The following is a 20,962-nucleotide window of genomic DNA, read 5'->3' on the forward strand; positions in this document are numbered from 1 at the left end:
AGCAGGAGTATAACAGGTTTTGTTTTAATATTTTAACCGGCCGGTGGTTTGAGCGAGTGTCCAGAAGAGTTCTTGGCAACCGTCTGATCCACTATTATCTTCAACATGTGATCATCTCGTTTGGCGAGCCCCTCTCCATATTTTGTTGCAATTCCTTTTTTCCAGTCATCCAGAAATTCATCAGCGATCTTTTCGATAGATTGCCCTGTTACTTCACTTTTCTGCAGGAAATAGGAATCAAGAAAGGCCCTGATTGGAATTCGATGTTTTCTGACCAGCAAAATTATGTCCAAGCTTGATTTTGGTTTGTTTATGATCTCACGAGCAAGCGTAGAAGCTTCTCCTTTTAGGTCTCTCATTATTACTCCCTATGAACTTAGAATTCCATTATGAGTAATAATAGTACATATTTTCAAGAGGGATAGCTGAGTTATTCTTTCCAGGCTTTTTCCAAAGCACTCAAATCCAGCTTTTTCATCTTTAGAAGCGCTGCCATCACCCGATCAGATTTCGATCTATCGCTATCCTGAATCCATTCATTTAATATTTCAGGAACGATTTGCCAGGATAGTCCATATTTATCCTTAAGCCAACCACAGACTTGCGCGGATTCATCACCATCCTGCCCCAGTTGATCCCAATAATAATCGATTTCTTCCTGGGTTTTGCAATAGACTTGCAATGAAACGGCTGCATTGAATTGAAATACCGGGCCGCCATTAAGAGCAGTAAACCGTTGACCGTTTAGTTTAAATTCGATAGTCATGACAGTGCCGGCAGGCATACCATGCTGATCCTGCCCTACATTGCCGTAATGGCTTATCTGGCAAATTTCGGATTCAGGAAATATGGATAAATAAAAATTAACCGCTTCTTCGGCATTTTTATCAAACCATAAGCAGGGAATTATCTTTTGCATTCGATGTCCTCATAGTGAAAAAAAAAAGGAGGCATTCGCCTCCTTTTAATTAAGGGAAATTAATTAAAGCGCCAGGAGGCAACGCCCATGACACCGTTTTGCTGTACTCTATCAGCCAGTTGACCAATATAGTTAAGCGTCAGGGTAACGGATTTGGCAGGAACCAGTACATCGATTCCAGCATTAATCGCCAGTGCATTTCTCGCAATTGGGTTACCTGAAACCGTGAATGCGCCCCCTTCAGGGAAACTGAAAGTCGCATAGGGATTCAGATTATCATAGGCATGATTCCAGCCCAGCATTCCATGACCAGAAATATTATAAGTATCCCTTTGTACCAATAACGGAGTCGCTCTGGCACCCAGGGTAGTAAAGGCAATATTCTGATGATGAGCCCAGCCATTCAGCGCAGTGATTCCACCTCTTTCATGAATTGTGTCGGTAGAAACATTAATGTCGCTTAATCTGGCGAACGGTTCTATCTGCCATGAGTTATCAAGTGCGTAAGCTGCTTCCAGAAATGCCTGCGCTGTGTTGCCATTATAATCGGCGCGCAGATACTCATCGACACGAGGAAAGACCACATGTCTGGCGGAATCAAACTCATTCCATCCATAGGCGCCACCCGCGCGAACAACCCAGCGATCCATACGCGCACTGCCGTAAAGACCCAGGTAGTAAGTGTCGACATCCACAACGGAGTTTCGCTGACTGACCTTGTTTCTCAGCTCGCTGTAGCCCCCGAAAACACCCACGCGAGTCACATCAGTATTGGCATCGGCACCGATAAAAATACCGCCGCTGTTGACTCGAACTCGAGCATAGTTATTGGTACCATCTCGATGTCCCCAGTTACCAACTCCTTCGGCCCAGAAATTGATTGCACCATAAGGACGGTTCAAATCTTTCTGATAGTCCATGGGTGAAGTCAATCGATTTAACATGGTATTTTCAACAAACTGTCCGGCAGTGATAAGGCTTGAAGTCACTGAAGCCAGGGCCTCGCCTGAAAGGCTGTTTAAGGCTTCCTGCGCACTTTGGATCGTTGGAAGATTCAAAATAAGCGTTTTCAACAGGCTGCCATTAGGTAAGGTCTCGAGCGCATTACCCACAGCCGATTGATTAGGTGAGGTTGCAACACCTGAAATCGGTAAGGCAGTACGGCCAATCTGCAGATTGACGTTATTGGGACCATAAAGCAGATTGAAGCTTAAGAATGGCATCACTGGCAAGATGCCTGCAAATGTTCCGGAAACACCACCGGTTGCAGTCAAAATACCATAGGTACCCATTACAAAGGGTAAGCCACCGACACTGATGACGTTCACTAAGCCACCATTCAAAATGGCACTTCCCGCCACCTGAATTAAATCGGATTGCCCAAACGGGTTGACCTGGACTTCAAAAATAGACCCGGGATTCTGAATTAAATCACCTAATACGTTGAGTGTTCCAATACCCAATCCCAAACCAGGTGCGATAGTGCCATTCACTATTGCATCGCCGCCTACCGTGCCAACACCTTCCAAACGACCGCCGAGATTGACGAGAACATCGCCTCCAACACTGCCATTAAGCTGCAAAAGTCCCTCATTAACGGTTGTAGTTCCTGTGAAAGGATTAATCCCGTTCAATATCAGACTGCCCGGGCCATTTTTTATTAAATCACCGGTTCCATCAATTGAACCGCCGAAAATACCAGTACCGATGCCTGCGATAATTAAGTCATTGGCACCGAGAAGAATCTGGCTGCCGTCTACGCCGTTAAGATTGCCAATTAGTTGCGCGCCAAGAGCGGCGGATATATCCAGAGTTGCACCCGGCTGGGTTAAATTGAGAGGACCATTTGGAGAAAGACTTCCTCCCGCACCGACCGCCAGAGTACCCTCAGCAATATTAGTTCCACCAGTATTCGTTGACGCACCGGTTAATAATAAAACCCCTGCCCCCGCTTTAGTCAAAGCACCTGCCCCGCTGATACCGCCTGATAAAGTCAAGAGGGGTTCAGTGACCAGCGCGGTTAATCCGCCCGCAGCTAAAAGGATTGGATTTCCTAAATCAAGACCGGTTACAGCAGGCTGAATGATACCGCCATTGCCGGTAATCAAGCCAAACCCCAGGGAGGTATTAGTATCAATAATCGCATTACCACCGTTTAACACCGCATCGAAATAGCTGCCAGGACCGGAGACATTCCATGTACCGCTGTTAAGGACTAAATGTTGGAAATTGATATAAGTACCTGAAGGTGCAGAGCCTACTCCAGCGGTTCCTGATCCAGTGCCTGTAACGGAGTTTTGCAGAATCAGGGTGTTATTACCGCCAAAACCGCCGTCAATGACGCCTGTTGGCGCAAATAATACACCTAACCCAAGAACAGGCAGGTAAACGCCCAAACCAGTGCCGGTGACGGTCGAACCAGTCACAGCGGTAAAGGTATTGACGCTGTTACCTCCCATTGAAAGTCCGCCAACAATGTCGCCGCTATTGATAAAAGTATTTCCCTGGCCCGCTGTGCCATTGGATTGAAATGCCATACGGCCAATAATCGTTCCTGTATTGATACCATTGACTTTCGCACCACCAAAAGCAGCTAATACAGGAATATCATCAGGAAATAGCACCGCACCAATTAACGGAACGCCATTAATCAAGCCATTATTAACTATGTTGGTTACACCACCCACTCCATTTTGCACGGCTAAGGCCATACCGGTTAAATCGGCAAGAGTAACCCCGAGAACCCCGCTGGTACCACTCATGTAACCATTGTTAGTTACGTTGACATTGCTGGGATTCGCATTACCAATGAAAGTACCTGTTGAAAGAATATTGAGCAAACCCAGGAGTGATGGATCGATAGTACCGTTGTTATTTAAAGTAATATTATTTCCTGGCAGAGCCAAAGCTGTTCCGCCTAAGCCGAGAAGAACACTCAAATAAGCACCGCTTTCGACATTCACAGTCAGGTTATTTGCAGCGGAAAAATAGGAGGGCGCCAATGGATCTGTTGGAGGAAGACAGGTTACTACATCGCCATTTTGCGGGAACGCTGGAATACAATAGGCATTAGCAGTGTTGGTATTCAATAATCCAGCACAGGTAGCGGCCAGTATACTCATGCTGAGTTTACTTAACTTACCTGAGCGTGGTTTTTGATCAGTTACATCTCGATTAGAAGCATTTATTTTCATGAACATTCCTTGTTTAAAAAATACTGACTTCAACTGCGATAAAACTAATAGTCGTCAATGACTATAAAAGATATTTATGAATCAATCCAGAGCTAATTTCGATTAGGCAAAACAAGTGAATTCATTAGTGCCGGGGAGATTGGATTCATTTAAATCGAGAAGATCATTTATTGTAAGAGGGCTATTTTTTTTTAACAATTGCTCCAGCTCCTCATCATCGCATTGCGTACTGGAAATCAGTTCAGGACAAACACGCTCTTCACCAATTTGTTGTATTTGTTGATCAGGGGCAATGTCAGACATTTGACGCGAATCGGTTGGCATTAGCGGTTGGAAAAAAGATGGCGCTGAAAAGGGCTTTGTGTTTAAGTGTAAAATACAACTATCGGCTATTTTCTGCCAAGGGTGTAACATCCCAGCATTCTGCTGATGAAACTGAAAGAAAAACTGGGGATTCAGTTCGGCTATCGCCATTCCCAATATTATATCCACATCATGTATTGTTTCATATTTCTGCACAACTTCATCAATTTTTGAAAACAGTAAATCCAGTTGAAAATAATTGCCAAGGCCATGTAACTGGCTGCAGGTTTTGACAATCAAGTGCATTTTATCGTTTAGATTGCTCCCAGGAGGTAATTTATTCAGTATACCCAGCAAGATATGCGCACTTTCTGCACGAATAAATAGCATTGCCTCTTTTGCAAATTTCAAATTGGCCGCTGTAATTTTGTTATAATATTCAAAATAGACCAATGAACTGGGAAGACGAGTTTCTAACTGGACACGTCGGTTGAATGAAGATTGTAACTCTGGGCTGGGGTTGGCAACTGACACATAATACGCTTGCCCATTTATTATTTTCTTTTCAAAGTAATGAGAGAAAAGGAGCACTTTGCTTCCAGACATAAAGAATGTCTGACTGCCTTTAATTGAATTTTGAGTTTTATTTTTCATGATAAAACGCTGAATGACCAATTTTGAACAACAAAGCGCATTATATTATCTTTTGGAGCAGGAATATATATAATCGTTAGAATAATAATCAATTAAGAAAAGTCTTCTCTCCCAAGTTGGAGGGGTTTCACGATAGTCTTCATCAGACTGCGTTCGAGATGACAGCTTCTTTATAGTCCTCTCTCCCTTCAGGGAGAGAGTTAGAGAGAGGGGTTTAAGATCAGCTTTCCAAGATTTTTAGAAATGCCTGCAAAAACCCGCTAATACGATGATAGCGAGAGGCCGTAAGGAGTTCAGCAGTCAATGTCTTACCTGAAGCAGTGAGAATTTTACTCAAAGAATCGCCAGGCCCCAGATCCACAATCCAGTCATACTGATATTCTTTGATTAAATTACACACATTGAACCAGTCCAGACATTCCTGTAGTTCCAGTCCCAGCAAATCCCTTTCCTCTTCAGCCTTATATATTTTTCTTAGCTTCAAAGGGCTGATAATTGGATATTGCATAACATCATTCGGAAAATTACCATTTAAAAATTGCTGAAACTCGACAGTGGCTTGCTTGTAGAAAGGAGTATGTGAAGGCAGCTGAATATTTAAAAATTTTATAAGCCGCAAACCTTCTGTTGATAGCCTTGAAACCAGACGTTTTAAATCAGTACATTTTCCACCAACTACCAGATGCTGAGGCGAATTGATAATCGCTATAGAGCAACCGTATTCGGCTATCAGTTTTTGAATGGTCTCCCTGTCAAACTCCCCTTTAATAGTGATTAAATCATAGCCCTCTGTTTCAGAAACTAAAGTATTCATTAACTGGCTTCGATGATCAAGCAGTTCTATTATTCGCTCTGGGCTTGCATTAATGCTTGCCAGAAATGCGCTGGCCTCTCCCAGACTGTAGCCAGCCAATTCGACCTGATAATTAGTCAGCAAGGGCTTTATTCTTGCAAATAAAATCAGTTGATAACAGCCAATGATAATCTGCACCCGACGCGGGTTATCAATGGGGAGAGGCTGTGATAATAAATCCAGTTGTGCCAGGGAAGAAAAGGTTCTCAGTAAGCCGTTGGCTTCATCATCCTGCTGAAAAAAATCAAACAGTGTAGTATTCTGATACCCTTGTCCTGCAAAAATGAATAGAATTCTCACGATTGCTTTCCAAAAATTTGGCGCAGAAAAAAGAGTAAACCCAGCATATCGGCTACTCCCCCCGGGCTAATATTGGCTCTTGAAAACAAGCGATGCAACTCATCAGCTGCTCGGATAGACTGCTCACGATTATTCGCTGAAATACTCTGTTGGATATGGCCACGAGCAAAAGCTAATCCCTCAGGGCCAGTACGGTACAACACATTGATATCATCCAGGTTCAACAAAAAGTACTGATAGGCCAGCAAACCAAAAAACAGACTATCTCCCTGTATTGGAGATAACTCTTCATAAGCATCAAATACCAGTGAATATCCATCGATAGCTATTTGTCTAGCATCATCAACGGCATATTTTTGTCTGACCACAGCGCCGTGAGTGTGCACGTTAACATGCTCTTTCTGCAAATAGTCAGCCCATTGTTCGATGATAGCCGATTGCAGATCCCATAAAGAAAAATGGCAAAAACGCCGGCTCAGATTACAAATGGTCGCACACAAAATACCCATTGAGAAAATTGCACCGCGGTGGGTATTAATTCCTCCGGTAATCGACTGCATGGTCTTTTCGGCATTGATTCCCAGCGGTACCAGATTTCGCGGAACTAAATTTTGGGCGGCATGACAGCCTAAATTAACAAAATAATGTCTTAAACCAAATAAACTGCGAAAGAATAAACTGCCATCCATATCCGAATGCGCACCACTGTCAACAAAGCTTACCAGTCCCGGTTTTGGATACAAAGCCACTTCATCATATAAGGCCCGCACCGCCCTTTTGGCAAAATAGCGGGCAATTTGCGAAATGCTAGTTAAGGAGTGATGGAAATAAGGCATATAGATTGTCTCTTTTTAGCAATCTCAACTTATTGATTGATTTAAATAAGAGAGATTCCCCAGATAGTTGCAATAACTCCCTCCAGGAGCAATCGCCTAGTCCTGCAAAACGAATTTCTCCATCAATTCTTTGCTGTGAAAATTGCGATTGTAACTGGGCGTACAGGCTTTTTAAATCCAAGAAGGACTGATCCCTATAGTCAACCAACAAATCAAGATCGGACTCCGCTTGAACATAGGGCTCTTTTGTCAAATACTGCCAGCAATAGGAACCATAGACCTTAATTTCATAATTCAAATCGGGAAAAAGCTCCCTTAGAGCAGGCAGCTCGCTGACTCGGCTTATCGCTGAACGGGATAGAATGAAACTGGCGCGTATTTTTCTGGCCTGCTCAGGCTGAAAATAAGGAATGGCCAGTTGAATCTGTTGGGCAGGAATATCAGGAGGCTGGCGGGTCATAATTAGTGGATAACCGCATCCTAGCCAATGCTTAAACAAGTTTAGATTTTCCGGTGAACAGTTAATCTCCGGTACTGCCCGTTTATTGAGATAGCACAAATGATGTCTTAGATACCTCATAAATTTTCAATGCTTTTTATAATATCGTAAGCTTCTTTTCGACCGCCGTATAATTTGCCAAGTTTTGCCCGCTTATCCTCTTTAATCTCTGGATCTAGCAAACAATTAAGCAACTCGCTCGCAACCTCATCAACAACCAGCACCTTGTGTAATCCGCCCAGACTGTGAAAATTCTCCACCCCAGGAGCAAAAACCGGTGAGCTTTCACTAATTTTTCTTAGTATATCGATATCAATTTTAGTCACTCTGGCCATCCCTTCCAGCCACATAACTGCGAGTTGAGTTCCTTCCAAAGCAAAGATACGATCAGCCATCATGCCAAAAGCGATAAAACTGCCTCCAATCGCCTGATTATAAACAAGAGTAATCAAGGGATTACCCGCTTCACGCGCCAAATGCAAACTCTTTAGTAAATGGGCAAAACAGGCATACATTCCTAGCCATTCATCCCGCATGGATAATTTTTGTCCTGTCACATTGGTGAGTAAAACAATGGGATCGGTATTGTTGCTTTTGACAATCGCGAGAACCTGACTTGCCATTTCCATCGCTTCATCAACACCAAAATCGGTGTCCTCCACCGTACCCAGTATATTGAATCGCCTGCCTTGAATGACTCCGCTGCCATGAACCACATGCTGATTAATCTCAGTTTCGCTGCTGTCAAAGCATTTTTCCAATAGTTCTTTCAATGAAATTTTATTGCTGGACATGCTGATCTTCCTTAGCCAAAGCTAAAAACTGCTCATCCGAACAATTAAAGACATCCTGCGCATAGACTTCTGGATGATATTGTTTTAGCCATTCGCCTTCTTCCTGACAATGACCTGCAGATGAAATTCGTTTTTGCAAGAATTCATGCTCTGTAAGCAGGGAATACAGATCCAGCTTTTGCGTACAGGGCGATTTTATACATCGTTTGATAGCCTCTAAAACCGCTGACATTTTATGGCTGCTGTATTCCTGGGCCGCTTTCTGCAAATAACGCGTTCGACCTCCATAAACTCGCCAGACGAGGGGTCGATTGCCGCTGTCAAAGACCTCAGCTCCTTTCACTGCCTGAATAACTTCTGCACCGGACACACCAATGCGAGCATTCTGGCTGACAATTAAGGAATCCAGTGTACCGCTGATAATGCCCATGCCGCCATAGGCCCCATTATTTCCACAAATCACACCGATTGTTTTTATTCCTGCGGTTCGGGCGTCAAGAATAGCGCGAATGATTTCTGAAATTTCAATTTCACCGACATTGGCTTCCTGTAAACGCACACCTCCACTGTCGATTAACAATAATATGGTTGACAAACCTTGTTTGATTGCATAACGAATCAGTCCAATGAGCCTGGCACCATGCACCTCTCCTACTGCGCCGCCAAGAAAATCTTTTTGCTGGGCAGCAATCGCTACTCTCTCTCCATCGATTGACGCTGTTCCAATCACCAGACCGTCATCACTCTCAACCTGTATATCAAGCTGCGGCAATGTAGGGCTTGGCGTATTTTGTTCCAGCAGAAACTCCTCAAAGCTGTTTTTATCCACCAGAGAAAAAATACGGTAACGAGCTGTTGCCTCGGCATAATTATCTTTAGTCTGATAACCGGTTTGATAGGTTTCGATGGCCTGTCGCAGGCGCAGTGAAACCACAGGAGGGGTGGCACCGGCGTCATTGAGGCAAATGTCGAGCCCTGCATAGGGATAATCTTCGATGAAACGCTCAATAACCGCATCCCAGGTCGGTTTAAACCCAGATACGGCGGTGTTGACCTCAATTATGGTCTGTTTTTTATTACCGGTGGGTTTGACAATTACTTCCAGATTTCCAGAGCCTGCAACCCCGACTTTGATTAATGGGGCTTCTGGAAGCGTTTGTAATAAATCAAAGGTATATTGATACTTTTCCATAATTCCTACCAACTTCTGAATTTATTGGGAGGACAATACAGTCCTTTTGAGATTTCAACCAAATCATGGATACTCTTGGCCGCCAAAAGATCACGATCCGCTTCTTTCAATGAAATACCAAGATCTTCCGGACGCTGAATAATGCCGCGCGAGCGAAGTTCATCCACTTTCGTCTTATCACGCCCTAATCCCATTGGGGTATATCCGGCAACACCGCGAACCGCTTGCTCACGCTCATCAGCATTTCGGCACAACAGAAGATTCGCTATGCCCTCTTCAGTGACGACATGGGAGATATCATCGCCATAAATCATAATAGGCGGCAAATCGGCATTCATTTCTTTCTGTAGTTCCCAGGCATCCAGTTTTTCAACGAAAGTCGGCTTGCCGGCACTCTGAAATGTTTCCACCATTTGAATCACCAGTTTGCGGCCGCGAGGCATCGCCTTAAGGTCATGACTATTTTTTTCCTGTCCCGCCTTGAGCCAGGCAAAGGAAGAATGCCGCCGCCCCAGGGTATCGCAGCCCATATTGGGTGCTCCGCCAAATCCGGCGATACGGCCCTTGGTAGCTGTTGAACTATTGGCCTGTGCATCCATTTGCAGGGTCGCCCCAATAAATACGTCGCAGGCATAATGACCGGCTAACTGACCGAACAATCGATTGGAGCGCAATGAACCGTCTCGTCCCGTAAAAAACACATCGCTTCGGGCCCGCACATAGTCGTTCATCCCGACTTCACCGCCAACACAGAAGATGGAACTGACAAAACCACTTTCAATGGCAGGAATTAAGGTGGGTAATGGATTAACCATCCAGTGCTGGCAGATCTGGCCTTTTAAGCCCAGGCCATCGGCATAGGTAGGTAGAATAAGTTCAATGGCACAGGTATTGAAACCTACGCCGTGATTCAGACGATTGACCTGATACGGCGCATAAATCCCTTTTATGACCATCATGGCCATCAGGATTTTAACTTCATCAATCTGTGCAGGATCTCTGGTGAATAATGGTTCAATGTAGGAAGGCGTTGGGGCTTGCACAATGACATCCACCCAATCTCCAGGAATATCGACTCTGGGCAATTGATCAACAATTTCATTGACCTGGACAATTACCAGCCCATTTTTAAAGGCCGTTGCCTCGACAATGCTCGGCGTTTCCTCAGTATTGGGTCCCGTGTATAAATTTCCTGCATAATCCGCTTTGTCGGCGGTGATCAGCGCGACATTGGGGGTTAAATCCATCGCATAGCGTGCATAAAGCTCATTATAGGTATGGATATTGCCAATTTTCAGCTGGCCTCGCTGAATCATAATTGCCAGACGAGTTGCCTGCGGTCCGGCGAAGGCAAAATCAATTTTTTCAGCAATTTCCCGTTCAAATAAATCAAGATGCTCCGCCAACGTCACCGCCGATTGAATCATGTGCAGACTATGCACTTTTTCCGGGTTCACCGCGCATAAACTGCGTGCTAAAAAATCAGCCTGCTTCTGATTATCCCCTTCCAGACAGACTTTGTCGTAAGGCCTGATGGCCGCTTCCAGCAAAGGCAGAATATTTTTGATAGAGATAATTTTGCCATTTTCCAAAAATGGCCTGATATCTCGAAGTCTGGCTTCATAATCCTGTCGATTTTTATTCCAATCCATAGTTTTCATAAGCAGCGATTTGTAATTTACTGTAGCATGAATCGATTACAGCAGAAAGCAAAGACTTTAAGGATTGCCCTGATCTTATTTTCGACCAGGACTGGGATCGGAAGGTGTTTCTTGATGAATCTTTTGACGTGTTCTTATCCTAAGAACAGTTTCTTCGCCTGAATCTGTGAGTGCAGGCGGCTTTTCAGACCCTTCAAGGCGCGATTCGCCTTTGGCTTCCTGCTTCCTTTTCTTGTTTTGCCCGCTAAAAAAAGAGGCATCAGTAACTCCCATCTTGTTTCGTTTAGAAGTCCGTTGACGTTTAGATTCTCTTGGCTGAATAGTTTCATCATCCATTTTCGGGGATGCTTCAGACGTTGCTTCCTTGCTACTCTTAAGTTTGTCACGCTGAGTCCACTCCTCGAATAGCTTTTTAATTTCCGACGAGTAGACATAGGACTTTTGTCCAATTTTTTTCAATATAACCTGGCAATGCGCCAATTTGCCCTCAGCCATTAGTGAAGTAAGCTTGTCAGAAGCACTACTTTTATGCTCAAGAAGTTTGGAAAATGTGGTTGGCCTCAAATCTTTTATTAACTCCTCAAGACACTCTGTGGTTTTTAGCCGCAATGCCCAGTCAAAAACAGTTAATCCATCATCATCTTCAAGCATGAGGCTCACTTTTTCTTTTTTGAATAATTCAATAATCTTTCGTCTTGATTTGGCATCACCGGAACTCACTCCGTAATATTCGCCGGCCATTACCATATGAAAACTGGATAGACCTGCTCTTCGGGATTGCATGGCAGGGTCTGCTTTCATCTTCAATAATGCCTCGACCCCTTCTGCAAGCCCCAAATAGGAAGCTATCATTAGACTACTGAGCCGCTCTGTTGTGTTATTCTCCTGCAATTCATTTTCGGGGGTGATAAACAGCACAGGAAGATCCGGATGTTCGAGGGTTCTCACCTCTTTTTTCCCAGCAAGAATATCCGCCAAGGCGACAGGAAGGATTGCTTTTTCGACCGCATCAAAATACAAACCATTTAATTCACCAGGTGTGTGTGTCTCCTCGTTTTCCCCTTTATTGCGAAATAAAACGGCTGTCTTTGAATATTCCTGCTGGTATTTATGAAGCAGTTGCTTTGAATTATAGGGTCCATCGGAATGATGCAGGAAGACTCTTTGGATATCCCCATAATCATAGTCGTCAGAATAATTAACCAGTATCTGCTCTCCCGGCTCGATATCCCTTATCGCCATCACCACAATTTCAAAACTAATCCTCCCGTCTTCCAATTTGATGGGCCGCTTGCGAAACTCAGCATTCGGTGTATGTTTACTTTCATTAAAAAAACGGGCAACGTTTCCAGAAAGTCTGGCATCAATAATCGTTTTTGATTGGCCAAGCCGCATGAAATAATGCGTATTGAGCTCTTCTTTTGGGATACCGTTTACATCATCTTCACTTATTCTCATCCCTTCGTAAACACAGAAAATTTCTTTTGCTTTTATTCCGGTTCTGGCCAAAACACCTTTCCCGCCGAATAGTAAATTGATTCCCGTTACATCCAGTTTGGAGTCCAGATCAGAAGAATTATGCGTATAAGTAAAACTTTCTTCCAGAGCCAACTGCTTTTGGTGATCCTCGTCGTCCATGTGAAATACCAGTGGTTCTTTAAAGGCTTCTCCTGAAAGCCTGTCGAAATCAACGTCCTTATCTAATGAAATCAGGGGCGGATTTTCATTTCCAGAAGCAGGGATTTGATCTTCATCACTTATATCCTCTATCACTTCTCTTTCTTTATTAGCTTCTGGTTGATGAGGCGCAGCAGGATTTGAAGGCTTGATGCTATTTAAAATAGCTATCATCTGAGGCGTCTTAGCATATACGGACTCCCAGAGTTTCATATTGATTAGAAAAAGATGATTGGGTAGTTGATGGAAAGAATGCAATGAGTCGTACTTTAACAGACGCTTGTCTTCTTCTGAAACCTCAGGAATCGGTTGTTCAAAATGATTTCTCGACAAAGTTTCTCTAGTACTGATTAGATTATATGCCATCGTTATCAGCGCTCTGGAATGCAAGAGCTTTCCTTGAATCGACTCTTCTTTTATCGTGTTGCTCAAAGAGCCATTGTCTGGAAGACGCCTTACTGTATCAATTGAACCGCTAACGGTAATAGCTGATTTAAGTAATCCCTCAGCCGCTTTTACAAGTGCAAAAAAAAGAGAGACTTTATCAAGAATGATCCTGTGAGTCCTCTCATTTTGAATGACTAAAGGAATGGTTGATTTTAGTCTATTATAAAGAGCTATGATCGTCTGATAATCTACACAAGCAGTATCTGCTAAATCCCAATCCTCTATTGAATAATGCTTTTTCAATTCGTGAAACACGATAAACTCGAGAATTGCAGAAATTGGCATCTCCGGATGTTGTTTTGTTATTTCATCAACCACCTTGTCATCAAATAAAAGCGTGTCAATCATAAGTAAATCCATCAATCATATTGCTTTAAATTATAACACAAAGCACAAAATTGACGCGAACAGACCATTGGCAACACTATTCTCATCTCTGATTCTACAATACTAATCGACAAAACAGATTAATTTGCTTAAGCTGCTCAAGTGAAGCAGCGCTCGCATCAGGTAGCGAGGGGGAATAAACAACGACTGCCAGGCATTTGGCCCTTGAAACCGCCACATTGAGACGATTCTTATCCAACAGAAAATTCAATCCCCGTGGTGATTCTTCTCCATCACTGGCGCACATGCTAAGAAATACAATGGCTTCTTCCTGCCCCTGGAAGCGATCAACCGTACCCACCTTGGCCTTTGGTCCCAGACTAAATTGAAGTTTATTAACCTGATGATTATAGGGCGCCACAAATAGCATATCGCTCCAAGTGATGATTCGTTGTGTACCGTCACTTTCAATATAGGTCCGCCCACATAATTGCTGAGCCAGTTCTTTAATAACCTCTACCTCTTCTTCACTCGCCTGAGTATTGCCTTCATGAACAACCGGCACGGCAATAATTCCAGCCTCTTTATTCAAAATCCCCTCATACGTTTCAGGTACTTTAATAATGCGTTTGTGATTAGACGACGCTGTCTCAAGCTTCCCCTCATAAATCATTTCACTGATAAATGCATTGACAGCCGGGTGCATACGATAAGTTGTACCTAGAAAAATACCGCATTCCTCCGAAATCGTAGGACTATGATGAAGTAAATAATCCAGAATTGAAGAACCGCTTTCTTCCGGATGATTCCCCTGGCAAGGCTGCGGCAATTGCATCTGATCGCCCATTAAAATAATATTACGGGCGGACTGACTCATTGCGATTAAATTAGCGACGCTCACCTGCCCTGCCTCATCAACAAACAGATAATCAAACTGCGCCTCCAATTCCACTCTGGAAAAGCCCCAGGCTGTTGAGCCGATAACGCAAGCGTCCTGCAGCTCATCAATTATATCTTTATTTTTTACCAGTTTAATATTTAATCGCTCCAGCATGCCATCGCTGTCCTTCGTGGAAACAAAATGCCCTGCAATCCGATTTTCCTGACAATATTCCGCTGTACAGCAAAGCAAGTGATTCAACGCCTTGTAGGCATTAGAAGTTACCCCAATCTTCTTACCCTGCATTAGCAATTCAGCGATGATATGTTTGGCAGTATACGTCTTCCCCGCTCCTGGCGGGCCTTGGATAACCAGATAACTGTTATCAAGATTTATGACTGCATCAATTATTTGCCTTAATCGGGTTGCTGGCTCATGGCTTGGAGCGATAGCCTGTCCCGGAAGTCTGTTTTTTATTCGAGGATAGGCTCGGCTTAAAAAATCCCAAATCGCCGTATTAAAAAGTTGACTCTCTATAAATCTGCTGGCCTGTGAATAAATTGCAGCAGGAATTGGATCGGGATTAATATAGTCATCCGGGATAAGCGTAATGGTTTCATCAAGAGCTTCCTTCATCTGCAGCGTGATAAATCCTTCGTTAATTCGACTTCCTTCCTTTTCGAGAGTCACCTTCAGATTTTTTCCATCAGCTCCTCGTTTCCCTAATACATAATAAGAATTGGAGTTGGCTTTAAACTCCTGCCTTGAGTCAAACTGATATTCATAGGCCTGGTTTCGTGACCGTGAAGTGGGTAAATAAGGCTCCTTTTCGGTTCGCGAGCAAAATGCCAGGCATTCAATATCGTCCAGCAGCTGTTCCTCATCCATATCCATTCGTTCATACAACTTCCAGATGAGCGGTTTCGCTTCCCGACGATGGAACTCGAGGCACCAGGCGAGTAATCTCGCGATAGCAGCTTCCTTAGACTGGCCCTTTTGTACCAGCGTTTCTGAATGATCAAGCAATTCATTACGAAGGCTAATGGCCTGGGTCACTGCCTCTTTAAGTTCAGGCTCCACAAACTCATTGCTTCCGGAATAAGTAATTCCGACTTCAGCCTGTCTGTCTCTTAGCCAGTCCACCAGCTCCTGGGTTGAATCGCAATCATCCCGATTGTAATCACGAATCGATTGCAGAATTTTCGAAGATTGCCAGTCATGACCATCAGGATTTTCCCGCCAATGCTCATACACTGCTACTGAATCGCCGCCACTCGCCACTTCAGTCTCTCTTTTAGCCCGATAAAGATGTTCTATATTCTTTATTGAATAGCGCGGTTCACCCACCAGCAGCGCATTTTTTACGATTTTATATAAATCGACAAAAACGCCATTGCGAAGCAACTGATCCACCTCGTATTCGCAGACGCCATAGCGTCCCATCAAGCGACGGCAGGCACTGATTTCATAGCTGGCATAATGATAGATGTGCATGTCGGGATCCTGAATCCACCGCTGGTACACCCATTGAATAAAATCGCTAAAACAACGCTTTTCCTCTTCTGCATCATGCGCCCAAAAGTCTTTGTATTGCCTGCTGCCATCTGCAGCAAAATAAGTGACTCCCCAAAGATATTCCAATCCGCCTTCATATAAGGGATCGCCCTCGATATCAAAAAACACGTCAGCCTGAGAGGCTGGCGGCAGCAAATAGAGACCTGTACCTCTGGGATGTTCCAGAATCCTGAACAAGGGAACTTCTTTATTTTGACTAGCCTTTTGGATAGCGGCCTGAGCTTTTAAACGCGCCAATGTTTGCCTGTTGATTCCTTTCACAGCATCTACCGACTCAATCAGATTTTGCATTGTCGAAATCCCTGCTTTCTGCAGTTTTCTGATATGTGTTCTGCGAATATTGGCAACCTGTGCCAGATGATCCTGCTGCAAAAATATCGTCTTAGCATAGGCACTCCATCGTTCATAAGAGCCTGACAGAGAGGGATCAGGACATTCGCCAGGGTTGAATGCAGAGTGTGTCGCCAGAAATTTCTTTTTTAATTGCTGGTAATAATAAATATACTCCCTGAGTGCAAAACGCTTATTTTCACCGGAACCCAAAGAAACAACAATATTCTCAGGTCTTTTTCCCTGAATAGTTTCCAGCATTTCGGAATAACAGCAGAGCTGCAGAATAAACTCTGGCTTGACTGATTTTGCCAGCTTGCTGTCCCATACTTCATAATGATAATCACCCAATATGCTTTGTCCTGTTACCTTGACCAGAAAATCGGCGCGTCCTTTAAAAGGAATTAATTCCAGTGGTGCCTGATAGATAACATCAATCCCGGCGCGCATCGCCCCGATGCTATCTTCTATGCGATTGCTGTCCGCGAGATTAGTCACACGAAGACCCTGGGCTTCAAATTTCAGCAACTCTCCTAACTCATGAAGCACTCCCTCTTTCTGTAAAATGCCAGTCATCGAATCATTGGCATCCGGCTCTGGTGATAACTCAGGGTGCGTTACATGAAGATGCTCCATCCAGGAAGCAAAAGGACTTTTGCTAAAAAGACTTAAATCGGAAGGAGAGAAAACCAGTTCCCCGGCTTGCAGATGCATGGAATGCTCCGGTTAATTTCAAACGTTTGGATTCACATATACTATTCGCAAAGCCTTTCTGCGTCACTCTGTATTGCGGTTAAATTCTTCTGAAATACATCCGGATCTGGATGCCCCGGACAAGCCGTGGCACGTGGGTGGAGTGGGGAGTGGGGGTCCCCGGATAAGCCGCCCCACTTGACCTACGTCACCCGACTTGTTCGGGTGATCCAGCTTAATCAAACGACTGTGGCCTGGCTCTCGATTGTTTAAGTTGCCCCTGTCTGGATTTTTCGTCCAGCATTTTCTGCTTTGAGCGCCGCGAACGCCGCCTTTTCTGTCGCTTTAATTTTTCAATGTGCTGCTGCTGTCTGGATTTTTCATCGCTGACTAGTGCATTTAATTTTTCGCAGATTCTCATCCTGGCAAAATAGCGGTTGTCCTCGCGGCTTCGCGCATCCTGGCATTTGACTTCAATCCCTGACGGCAGGTGCTTAAGATAAACCGTCGAAGCCGTTTTATGTAACTTTTGCCCGCCCTTACCGCTGCCAATAATAAACTTTTCCTGCAAATCGCTGTCACTGATTCCCAGTCTTTCCATCCACTCACTTAAACTGTTCCACTTGTCATTGTTAATCATTTTCTAAAGATAATTCGGCCAGCTGAATGATCTGCTGGTAATAATGGTTATATTGATCTGAGTCAAGAGTCGAGTAATTCAGATTTTTAAGTAAACTGGTTAACCTGACGAAATAGTTACGGGTGGTTTCTTTATCTTCAAACTCATAATCCTTATTTATTATATCAATAAGCAAATTAAATAATACTTTTTGTCTGGTAATAGGTGCAGAAACATCGACCGGATCATAGGCATCTTGCTGTAAATAGACCATATCAAGCAACAGCGATTTTTGGTAATCGATATAATCGGACATGGTGATGCCCTCTTCTCCGGTAACTTGCATCATATTAAAAATGTCCTGTCCACGGTGCAATAAAGTGCTGGCCTGTTCCACTTTCGCAATCCAGCCTGGCTCAAGATTATTTTCAAACCAGGATTTTAACTGCTCAACATAGCGTGACCAGGAAATTAAGGGATCAACCGCCGGGTAAAATCGTTTGTACGCACGATCATAACTTAAACCAAGAAAGGTTTTCACCGCACTTAATGTGGATTGGGTCACTGGCTCCTCAAAATTTCCCCCTGCCGGCGACACCGTTCCTACAATGGTTAAACTGCCAGTGGAATGATCAGCGCATTCCACAATACCGGCTCGCTCATACAACCCATGAATGCTGCTATTTAAATACGCAGGAAAACCTTCCTCGCCGGGTATTTCTTCCATGCGGCCGGACGTTTCCCGCATTGCCTGCGCCCAACGGGACGTTGAGTCGGCAATCAGTAGTACATTAAATCCCATTTGCCGATAATATTCACCTAGTGTGATGCCGGTATAAATAGACGCCTCTCTGGCAGCTACCGGCATGGAAGAAGTATTGCAAATGATAATGGTTCTATCCATCAGACTACCGCCTGACCTGGGATCAATTAATTTGGGGAACTCGGTGATTGTTTCAACCACCTCTCCCGCCCTTTCGCCGCAGGCCACCACAATGACAATATCAACGTCTGAATAACGGGCTATTAAATTTTGCAAAACGGTTTTACCCGCTCCGAATGGACCGGGAATACAAGCAGTTCCTCCTCTGGCAATTGGGAAAAACGTGTCAATCAGTCTCAAACTGGTCATCATTGGTTCGGAAGGGTACAAGCGCTTTGTCAGATTTTTACGCATCAGTGCCTGAGAAATTGATAAACGCACTGGCCATTTCTGAATCATACGGATTTCATGGCTGCGGTTATCAGGATCAACCAGTTTTGCAATCGGGGTTTCAACTGTGAAAGCACCTTGCTGTATCCATTCAACCCTGAGCTGATTTCCCATGTCAAAGGGGACCATAATTTTATGGGTTAATCGCCCCTCCTGTACGAGACCAAGCACATCGCCTGCCGAAACCATATCGCCTGATTTGGCCGAAGCTGAAAAAACCCATTTCTTATTAAAATCGAGCGGGTTTTCGCGCACCCCGCGAGGAAGAAAATACCTATACTCCTCTGCAAAGTCCTTCAATGGATTTTGTAAACCGTCATAGACCATTCCCAGCAATCCTGGACCTAAAACAACCGAAAGTTGTTTTCCGGTCTGTAAAACCGCATCGCCTACTGCAATGCCATTCGTTTCTTCAAACACTTGCGCAATCGCCGTATTGCCCCGAACATGAAGAATTTCAGCCATAATTTCTTCTTTGTGTGCAGACTCCTTTTGCAAAGGGCAAATATAGATAATTTCATTTTTTACCAGTGCCTGCTCTCCTGTCCTTTCGAGATGGACAATTCCCTCCTGAATGGCAATGACTTTCGCTTGAGCAGTATTCATAATTGATCCTTTATTCTTTTGTTTTCATCCAGTTCCGCTTCGACACGTTGTATCAACTGCTCAACCTCATCCAATAGATTACTGCTGCGATAGCCTGACCAATAGTTAATTACATTCCAACGCAGCAGATAAATAACTATCGCATCGAAATCAAAGTAATGCCCCGTCTCAATTTTAGCCAGATAATTCCATATTTTATTTAAAACAAACTCTTCCACTGCCACGGTATTATTTTCGCTAATTTCCATGTTGATTTTCGGTAACCAGGGATAGACCTTTTTCAATCCAAAGTCTGAAACCTCCCATTGATTGTTCAATCGTTTTTGCCAACGACTGATCCAATAGTGATCAGGATCGTCAGGCTGGCCTAAATGTGCGTTTCGCATTCGCATTGCCGCTAGAATACTTCTTAACTCGAGAAACCATCTTGAAATATTTCTTATAAAATCAGACGATTTCGTATCGAGAGCCTGATATTGGGTTTTGGTATCATCTACGGACTGATGTGGGCTGTACCAACTTTTCCACAATAAATTTTCAATCGCATAAAGCAGACTTAACTGCTCGTCGGTAAGAAGTTTGAGCCGCTTTTCCAACTGCAATCTGGAAATAGGCAAGGCTTCGATTTTAAAATCAGCCGGCATGCGAGGCAGGCTCGTAACCAGCATATAGAATGGCGTGTTCATTGCAGCAAGCCTTCGAGAAGTGCTCGAAATCGGGGCTGCATGTGTTTCACTAACAGACTGCTGACCGCTTCCTCACTAAGGTCCAAAATAATGTCTTCTTCAATCAGATGCACTTTAATGCCTGCAGGTTTTTTTGCATCAGGATTGATTGTGACGCTCATTCCAGCTTTAAGCATCTGATGAGTAATTGATTGCACCAGTTCCTTCAGAGAATCGTTCTCCAGGAGCTTGGGATTTTTACGAATTTCTTCAAAGCTTAAGACTTTTTCAGGTAACTGGATATTCACTTTCTTTGCTGCAAAGCCTTGTAACTGTTCTTTGGTATCCCCGGCAATCAGAACAATAAGTTCCCGCAAAAACGTCTCATTATTTAATTCCTTATTCACAATTCGCCCCACTTCTTCCGCAAAGCGATGCATCAGATTCTGCCTTAATTCCAAGCGCATATTGCGGGCAGCCAGTTGCAGCGCATCCTCGGCCGCCTTCTTTTCGCGAACGATTTGCTGATGTGCGTCTTCTATCAGGCGCTTTGATTTTAATTGTGCTTCATTTAATAGCTCACTTGCTCTTTTCTTGGCAGCATTGATTAGATTATCCGCTTCTTCTTTACCCGCGTTCACGCCTTCCTGCTTCAATTGAGCGATTAAACTTTCAATGTTCTGAGAAATAATTGAGGGCGCTTTATCTTGTTTAGCATCCATGAA

Annotated in this window: 16 protein-coding genes; all 16 read right to left on the reverse strand. The window is 43.9% G+C overall.

Going from position 1 to position 20,962, the window contains the following annotated elements; all coding sequences use genetic code 11:
* Window positions 1-32: 32 nt before the first annotated feature.
* The 16 genes from DYH61_RS09490 to DYH61_RS09565 all read right to left on the reverse strand — a co-directional run bounded on the left by DYH61_RS09490 (window position 33) and on the right by DYH61_RS09565 (window position 20,959).
* Window positions 33-359: a hypothetical protein gene (locus tag DYH61_RS09490; RefSeq protein WP_058508803.1), complete on the reverse strand. Its 327-nt coding sequence runs from the start codon at window positions 357-359 to the stop codon at window positions 33-35.
* Window positions 360-430: 71 nt separating this feature from the next.
* Window positions 431-919, reverse strand: coding sequence for a VOC family protein (locus tag DYH61_RS09495; protein ID WP_058508802.1), 489 nt, complete (start codon window positions 917-919; stop codon window positions 431-433).
* Between the two features lie 59 nt (window positions 920-978).
* Window positions 979-4,113 carry an autotransporter outer membrane beta-barrel domain-containing protein gene (locus DYH61_RS09500; protein ID WP_160037277.1) on the reverse strand — a complete coding sequence of 1,045 codons (3,135 nt, stop codon included), beginning with the start codon at window positions 4,111-4,113 and terminating at the stop codon, window positions 979-981.
* A 102-nt stretch (window positions 4,114-4,215) separates the two neighbouring features.
* Window positions 4,216-5,070 carry a hypothetical protein gene (locus tag DYH61_RS09505; protein WP_058508800.1) on the reverse strand — a complete coding sequence of 285 codons (855 nt, stop codon included), beginning with the start codon at window positions 5,068-5,070 and terminating at the stop codon, window positions 4,216-4,218.
* Window positions 5,071-5,290: 220 nt separating this feature from the next.
* Window positions 5,291-6,223 (reverse strand): ACP S-malonyltransferase, encoded by a 933-nt coding sequence (locus DYH61_RS09510; protein WP_058508799.1) that lies wholly within the window; start codon window positions 6,221-6,223, stop codon window positions 5,291-5,293.
* Complete coding sequence (locus tag DYH61_RS09515; RefSeq protein WP_058508798.1) at window positions 6,220-7,059, reverse strand: triphosphoribosyl-dephospho-CoA synthase MdcB; 840 nt, start codon at window positions 7,057-7,059, stop codon at window positions 6,220-6,222. The genes DYH61_RS09510 and DYH61_RS09515 overlap by 4 nt, the downstream gene beginning before the upstream one ends.
* On the reverse strand, window positions 7,031-7,639 hold the full coding sequence (locus tag DYH61_RS09520) for a malonate decarboxylase holo-[acyl-carrier-protein] synthase (protein ID WP_058508797.1): 609 nt from the start codon (window positions 7,637-7,639) through the stop codon (window positions 7,031-7,033). Before DYH61_RS09520 ends, DYH61_RS09515 begins: the two co-directional genes overlap by 29 nt.
* Window positions 7,636-8,352 (reverse strand): biotin-independent malonate decarboxylase subunit gamma, encoded by a 717-nt coding sequence (locus DYH61_RS09525; RefSeq protein ID WP_058508796.1) that lies wholly within the window; start codon window positions 8,350-8,352, stop codon window positions 7,636-7,638. The genes DYH61_RS09520 and DYH61_RS09525 overlap by 4 nt, the downstream gene beginning before the upstream one ends.
* A complete protein-coding gene (mdcD, locus tag DYH61_RS09530; RefSeq protein WP_058508795.1) occupies window positions 8,339-9,544 on the reverse strand; it encodes a biotin-independent malonate decarboxylase subunit beta in 1,206 nt (401 codons plus the stop codon). Before mdcD ends, DYH61_RS09525 begins: the two co-directional genes overlap by 14 nt.
* A 5-nt stretch (window positions 9,545-9,549) precedes the next feature.
* Window positions 9,550-11,196: a malonate decarboxylase subunit alpha gene (mdcA, locus tag DYH61_RS09535; protein WP_058508794.1), complete on the reverse strand. Its 1,647-nt coding sequence runs from the start codon at window positions 11,194-11,196 to the stop codon at window positions 9,550-9,552.
* An 84-nt stretch (window positions 11,197-11,280) separates the two neighbouring features.
* Window positions 11,281-13,677 (reverse strand): SET domain-containing protein, encoded by a 2,397-nt coding sequence (locus tag DYH61_RS09540; RefSeq protein ID WP_160037278.1) that lies wholly within the window; start codon window positions 13,675-13,677, stop codon window positions 11,281-11,283.
* 94 nt (window positions 13,678-13,771) lie between these two features.
* Window positions 13,772-17,155, reverse strand: a complete 3,384-nt coding sequence (locus DYH61_RS09545; RefSeq protein ID WP_058508792.1) for a TM0106 family RecB-like putative nuclease — start codon at window positions 17,153-17,155, stop codon at window positions 13,772-13,774.
* Between the two features lie 214 nt (window positions 17,156-17,369).
* The gene (locus DYH61_RS09550) at window positions 17,370-17,774 is read right to left on the reverse strand and encodes a peptide chain release factor family protein (RefSeq protein WP_058508791.1); all 405 of its coding nucleotides are present in this window, start codon (window positions 17,772-17,774) and stop codon (window positions 17,370-17,372) included.
* Entirely contained in the window at window positions 17,767-19,572 is a 1,806-nt protein-coding gene (locus DYH61_RS09555) for a V-type ATP synthase subunit A (RefSeq protein ID WP_058508790.1), read from the reverse strand. Before DYH61_RS09555 ends, DYH61_RS09550 begins: the two co-directional genes overlap by 8 nt.
* Window positions 19,569-20,258 carry a DUF2764 family protein gene (locus tag DYH61_RS09560; RefSeq protein ID WP_058508789.1) on the reverse strand — a complete coding sequence of 230 codons (690 nt, stop codon included), beginning with the start codon at window positions 20,256-20,258 and terminating at the stop codon, window positions 19,569-19,571. Before DYH61_RS09560 ends, DYH61_RS09555 begins: the two co-directional genes overlap by 4 nt.
* The gene (locus DYH61_RS09565; protein ID WP_058508788.1) at window positions 20,255-20,959 is read right to left on the reverse strand and encodes a hypothetical protein; all 705 of its coding nucleotides are present in this window, start codon (window positions 20,957-20,959) and stop codon (window positions 20,255-20,257) included. The genes DYH61_RS09560 and DYH61_RS09565 overlap by 4 nt, the downstream gene beginning before the upstream one ends.
* Window positions 20,960-20,962 lie beyond the last annotated feature (3 nt).

Origin of the sequence: Legionella quinlivanii, from assembly GCF_900461555.1 — a bacterium.
In the GTDB taxonomy this organism is placed as follows: domain Bacteria; phylum Pseudomonadota; class Gammaproteobacteria; order Legionellales; family Legionellaceae; genus Legionella_C; species Legionella_C quinlivanii.

Bases quoted from the DNA above. Each gene is read 5' to 3' on its own strand.
- DYH61_RS09550 (WP_058508791.1), bottom strand. From the start codon at position 17,774: ATGATTAACAATGACAAGTGGAACAGTTTAAGTGAGTGGATGGAAAGA.
- DYH61_RS09555 (WP_058508790.1), bottom strand. From the start codon at position 19,572: ATGAATACTGCTCAAGCGAAAGTCATTGCCATTCAGGAGGGAATTGTC.
- mdcA (WP_058508794.1), bottom strand. From the start codon at position 11,196: ATGGATTGGAATAAAAATCGACAGGATTATGAAGCCAGACTTCGAGAT.
- DYH61_RS09540 (WP_160037278.1), bottom strand. From the start codon at position 13,677: ATGATTGACACGCTTTTATTTGATGACAAGGTGGTTGATGAAATAACA.
- DYH61_RS09515 (WP_058508798.1), bottom strand. From the start codon at position 7,059: ATGCCTTATTTCCATCACTCCTTAACTAGCATTTCGCAAATTGCCCGC.
- DYH61_RS09505 (WP_058508800.1), bottom strand. From the start codon at position 5,070: ATGAAAAATAAAACTCAAAATTCAATTAAAGGCAGTCAGACATTCTTT.
- DYH61_RS09490 (WP_058508803.1), bottom strand. From the start codon at position 359: ATGAGAGACCTAAAAGGAGAAGCTTCTACGCTTGCTCGTGAGATCATA.
- DYH61_RS09495 (WP_058508802.1), bottom strand. From the start codon at position 919: ATGCAAAAGATAATTCCCTGCTTATGGTTTGATAAAAATGCCGAAGAA.
- DYH61_RS09565 (WP_058508788.1), bottom strand. From the start codon at position 20,959: ATGGATGCTAAACAAGATAAAGCGCCCTCAATTATTTCTCAGAACATT.
- DYH61_RS09525 (WP_058508796.1), bottom strand. From the start codon at position 8,352: ATGTCCAGCAATAAAATTTCATTGAAAGAACTATTGGAAAAATGCTTT.
- DYH61_RS09500 (WP_160037277.1), bottom strand. From the start codon at position 4,113: ATGAAAATAAATGCTTCTAATCGAGATGTAACTGATCAAAAACCACGC.
- mdcD (WP_058508795.1), bottom strand. From the start codon at position 9,544: ATGGAAAAGTATCAATATACCTTTGATTTATTACAAACGCTTCCAGAA.
- DYH61_RS09520 (WP_058508797.1), bottom strand. From the start codon at position 7,639: ATGAGGTATCTAAGACATCATTTGTGCTATCTCAATAAACGGGCAGTA.
- DYH61_RS09545 (WP_058508792.1), bottom strand. From the start codon at position 17,155: ATGCATCTGCAAGCCGGGGAACTGGTTTTCTCTCCTTCCGATTTAAGT.
- DYH61_RS09560 (WP_058508789.1), bottom strand. From the start codon at position 20,258: ATGAACACGCCATTCTATATGCTGGTTACGAGCCTGCCTCGCATGCCG.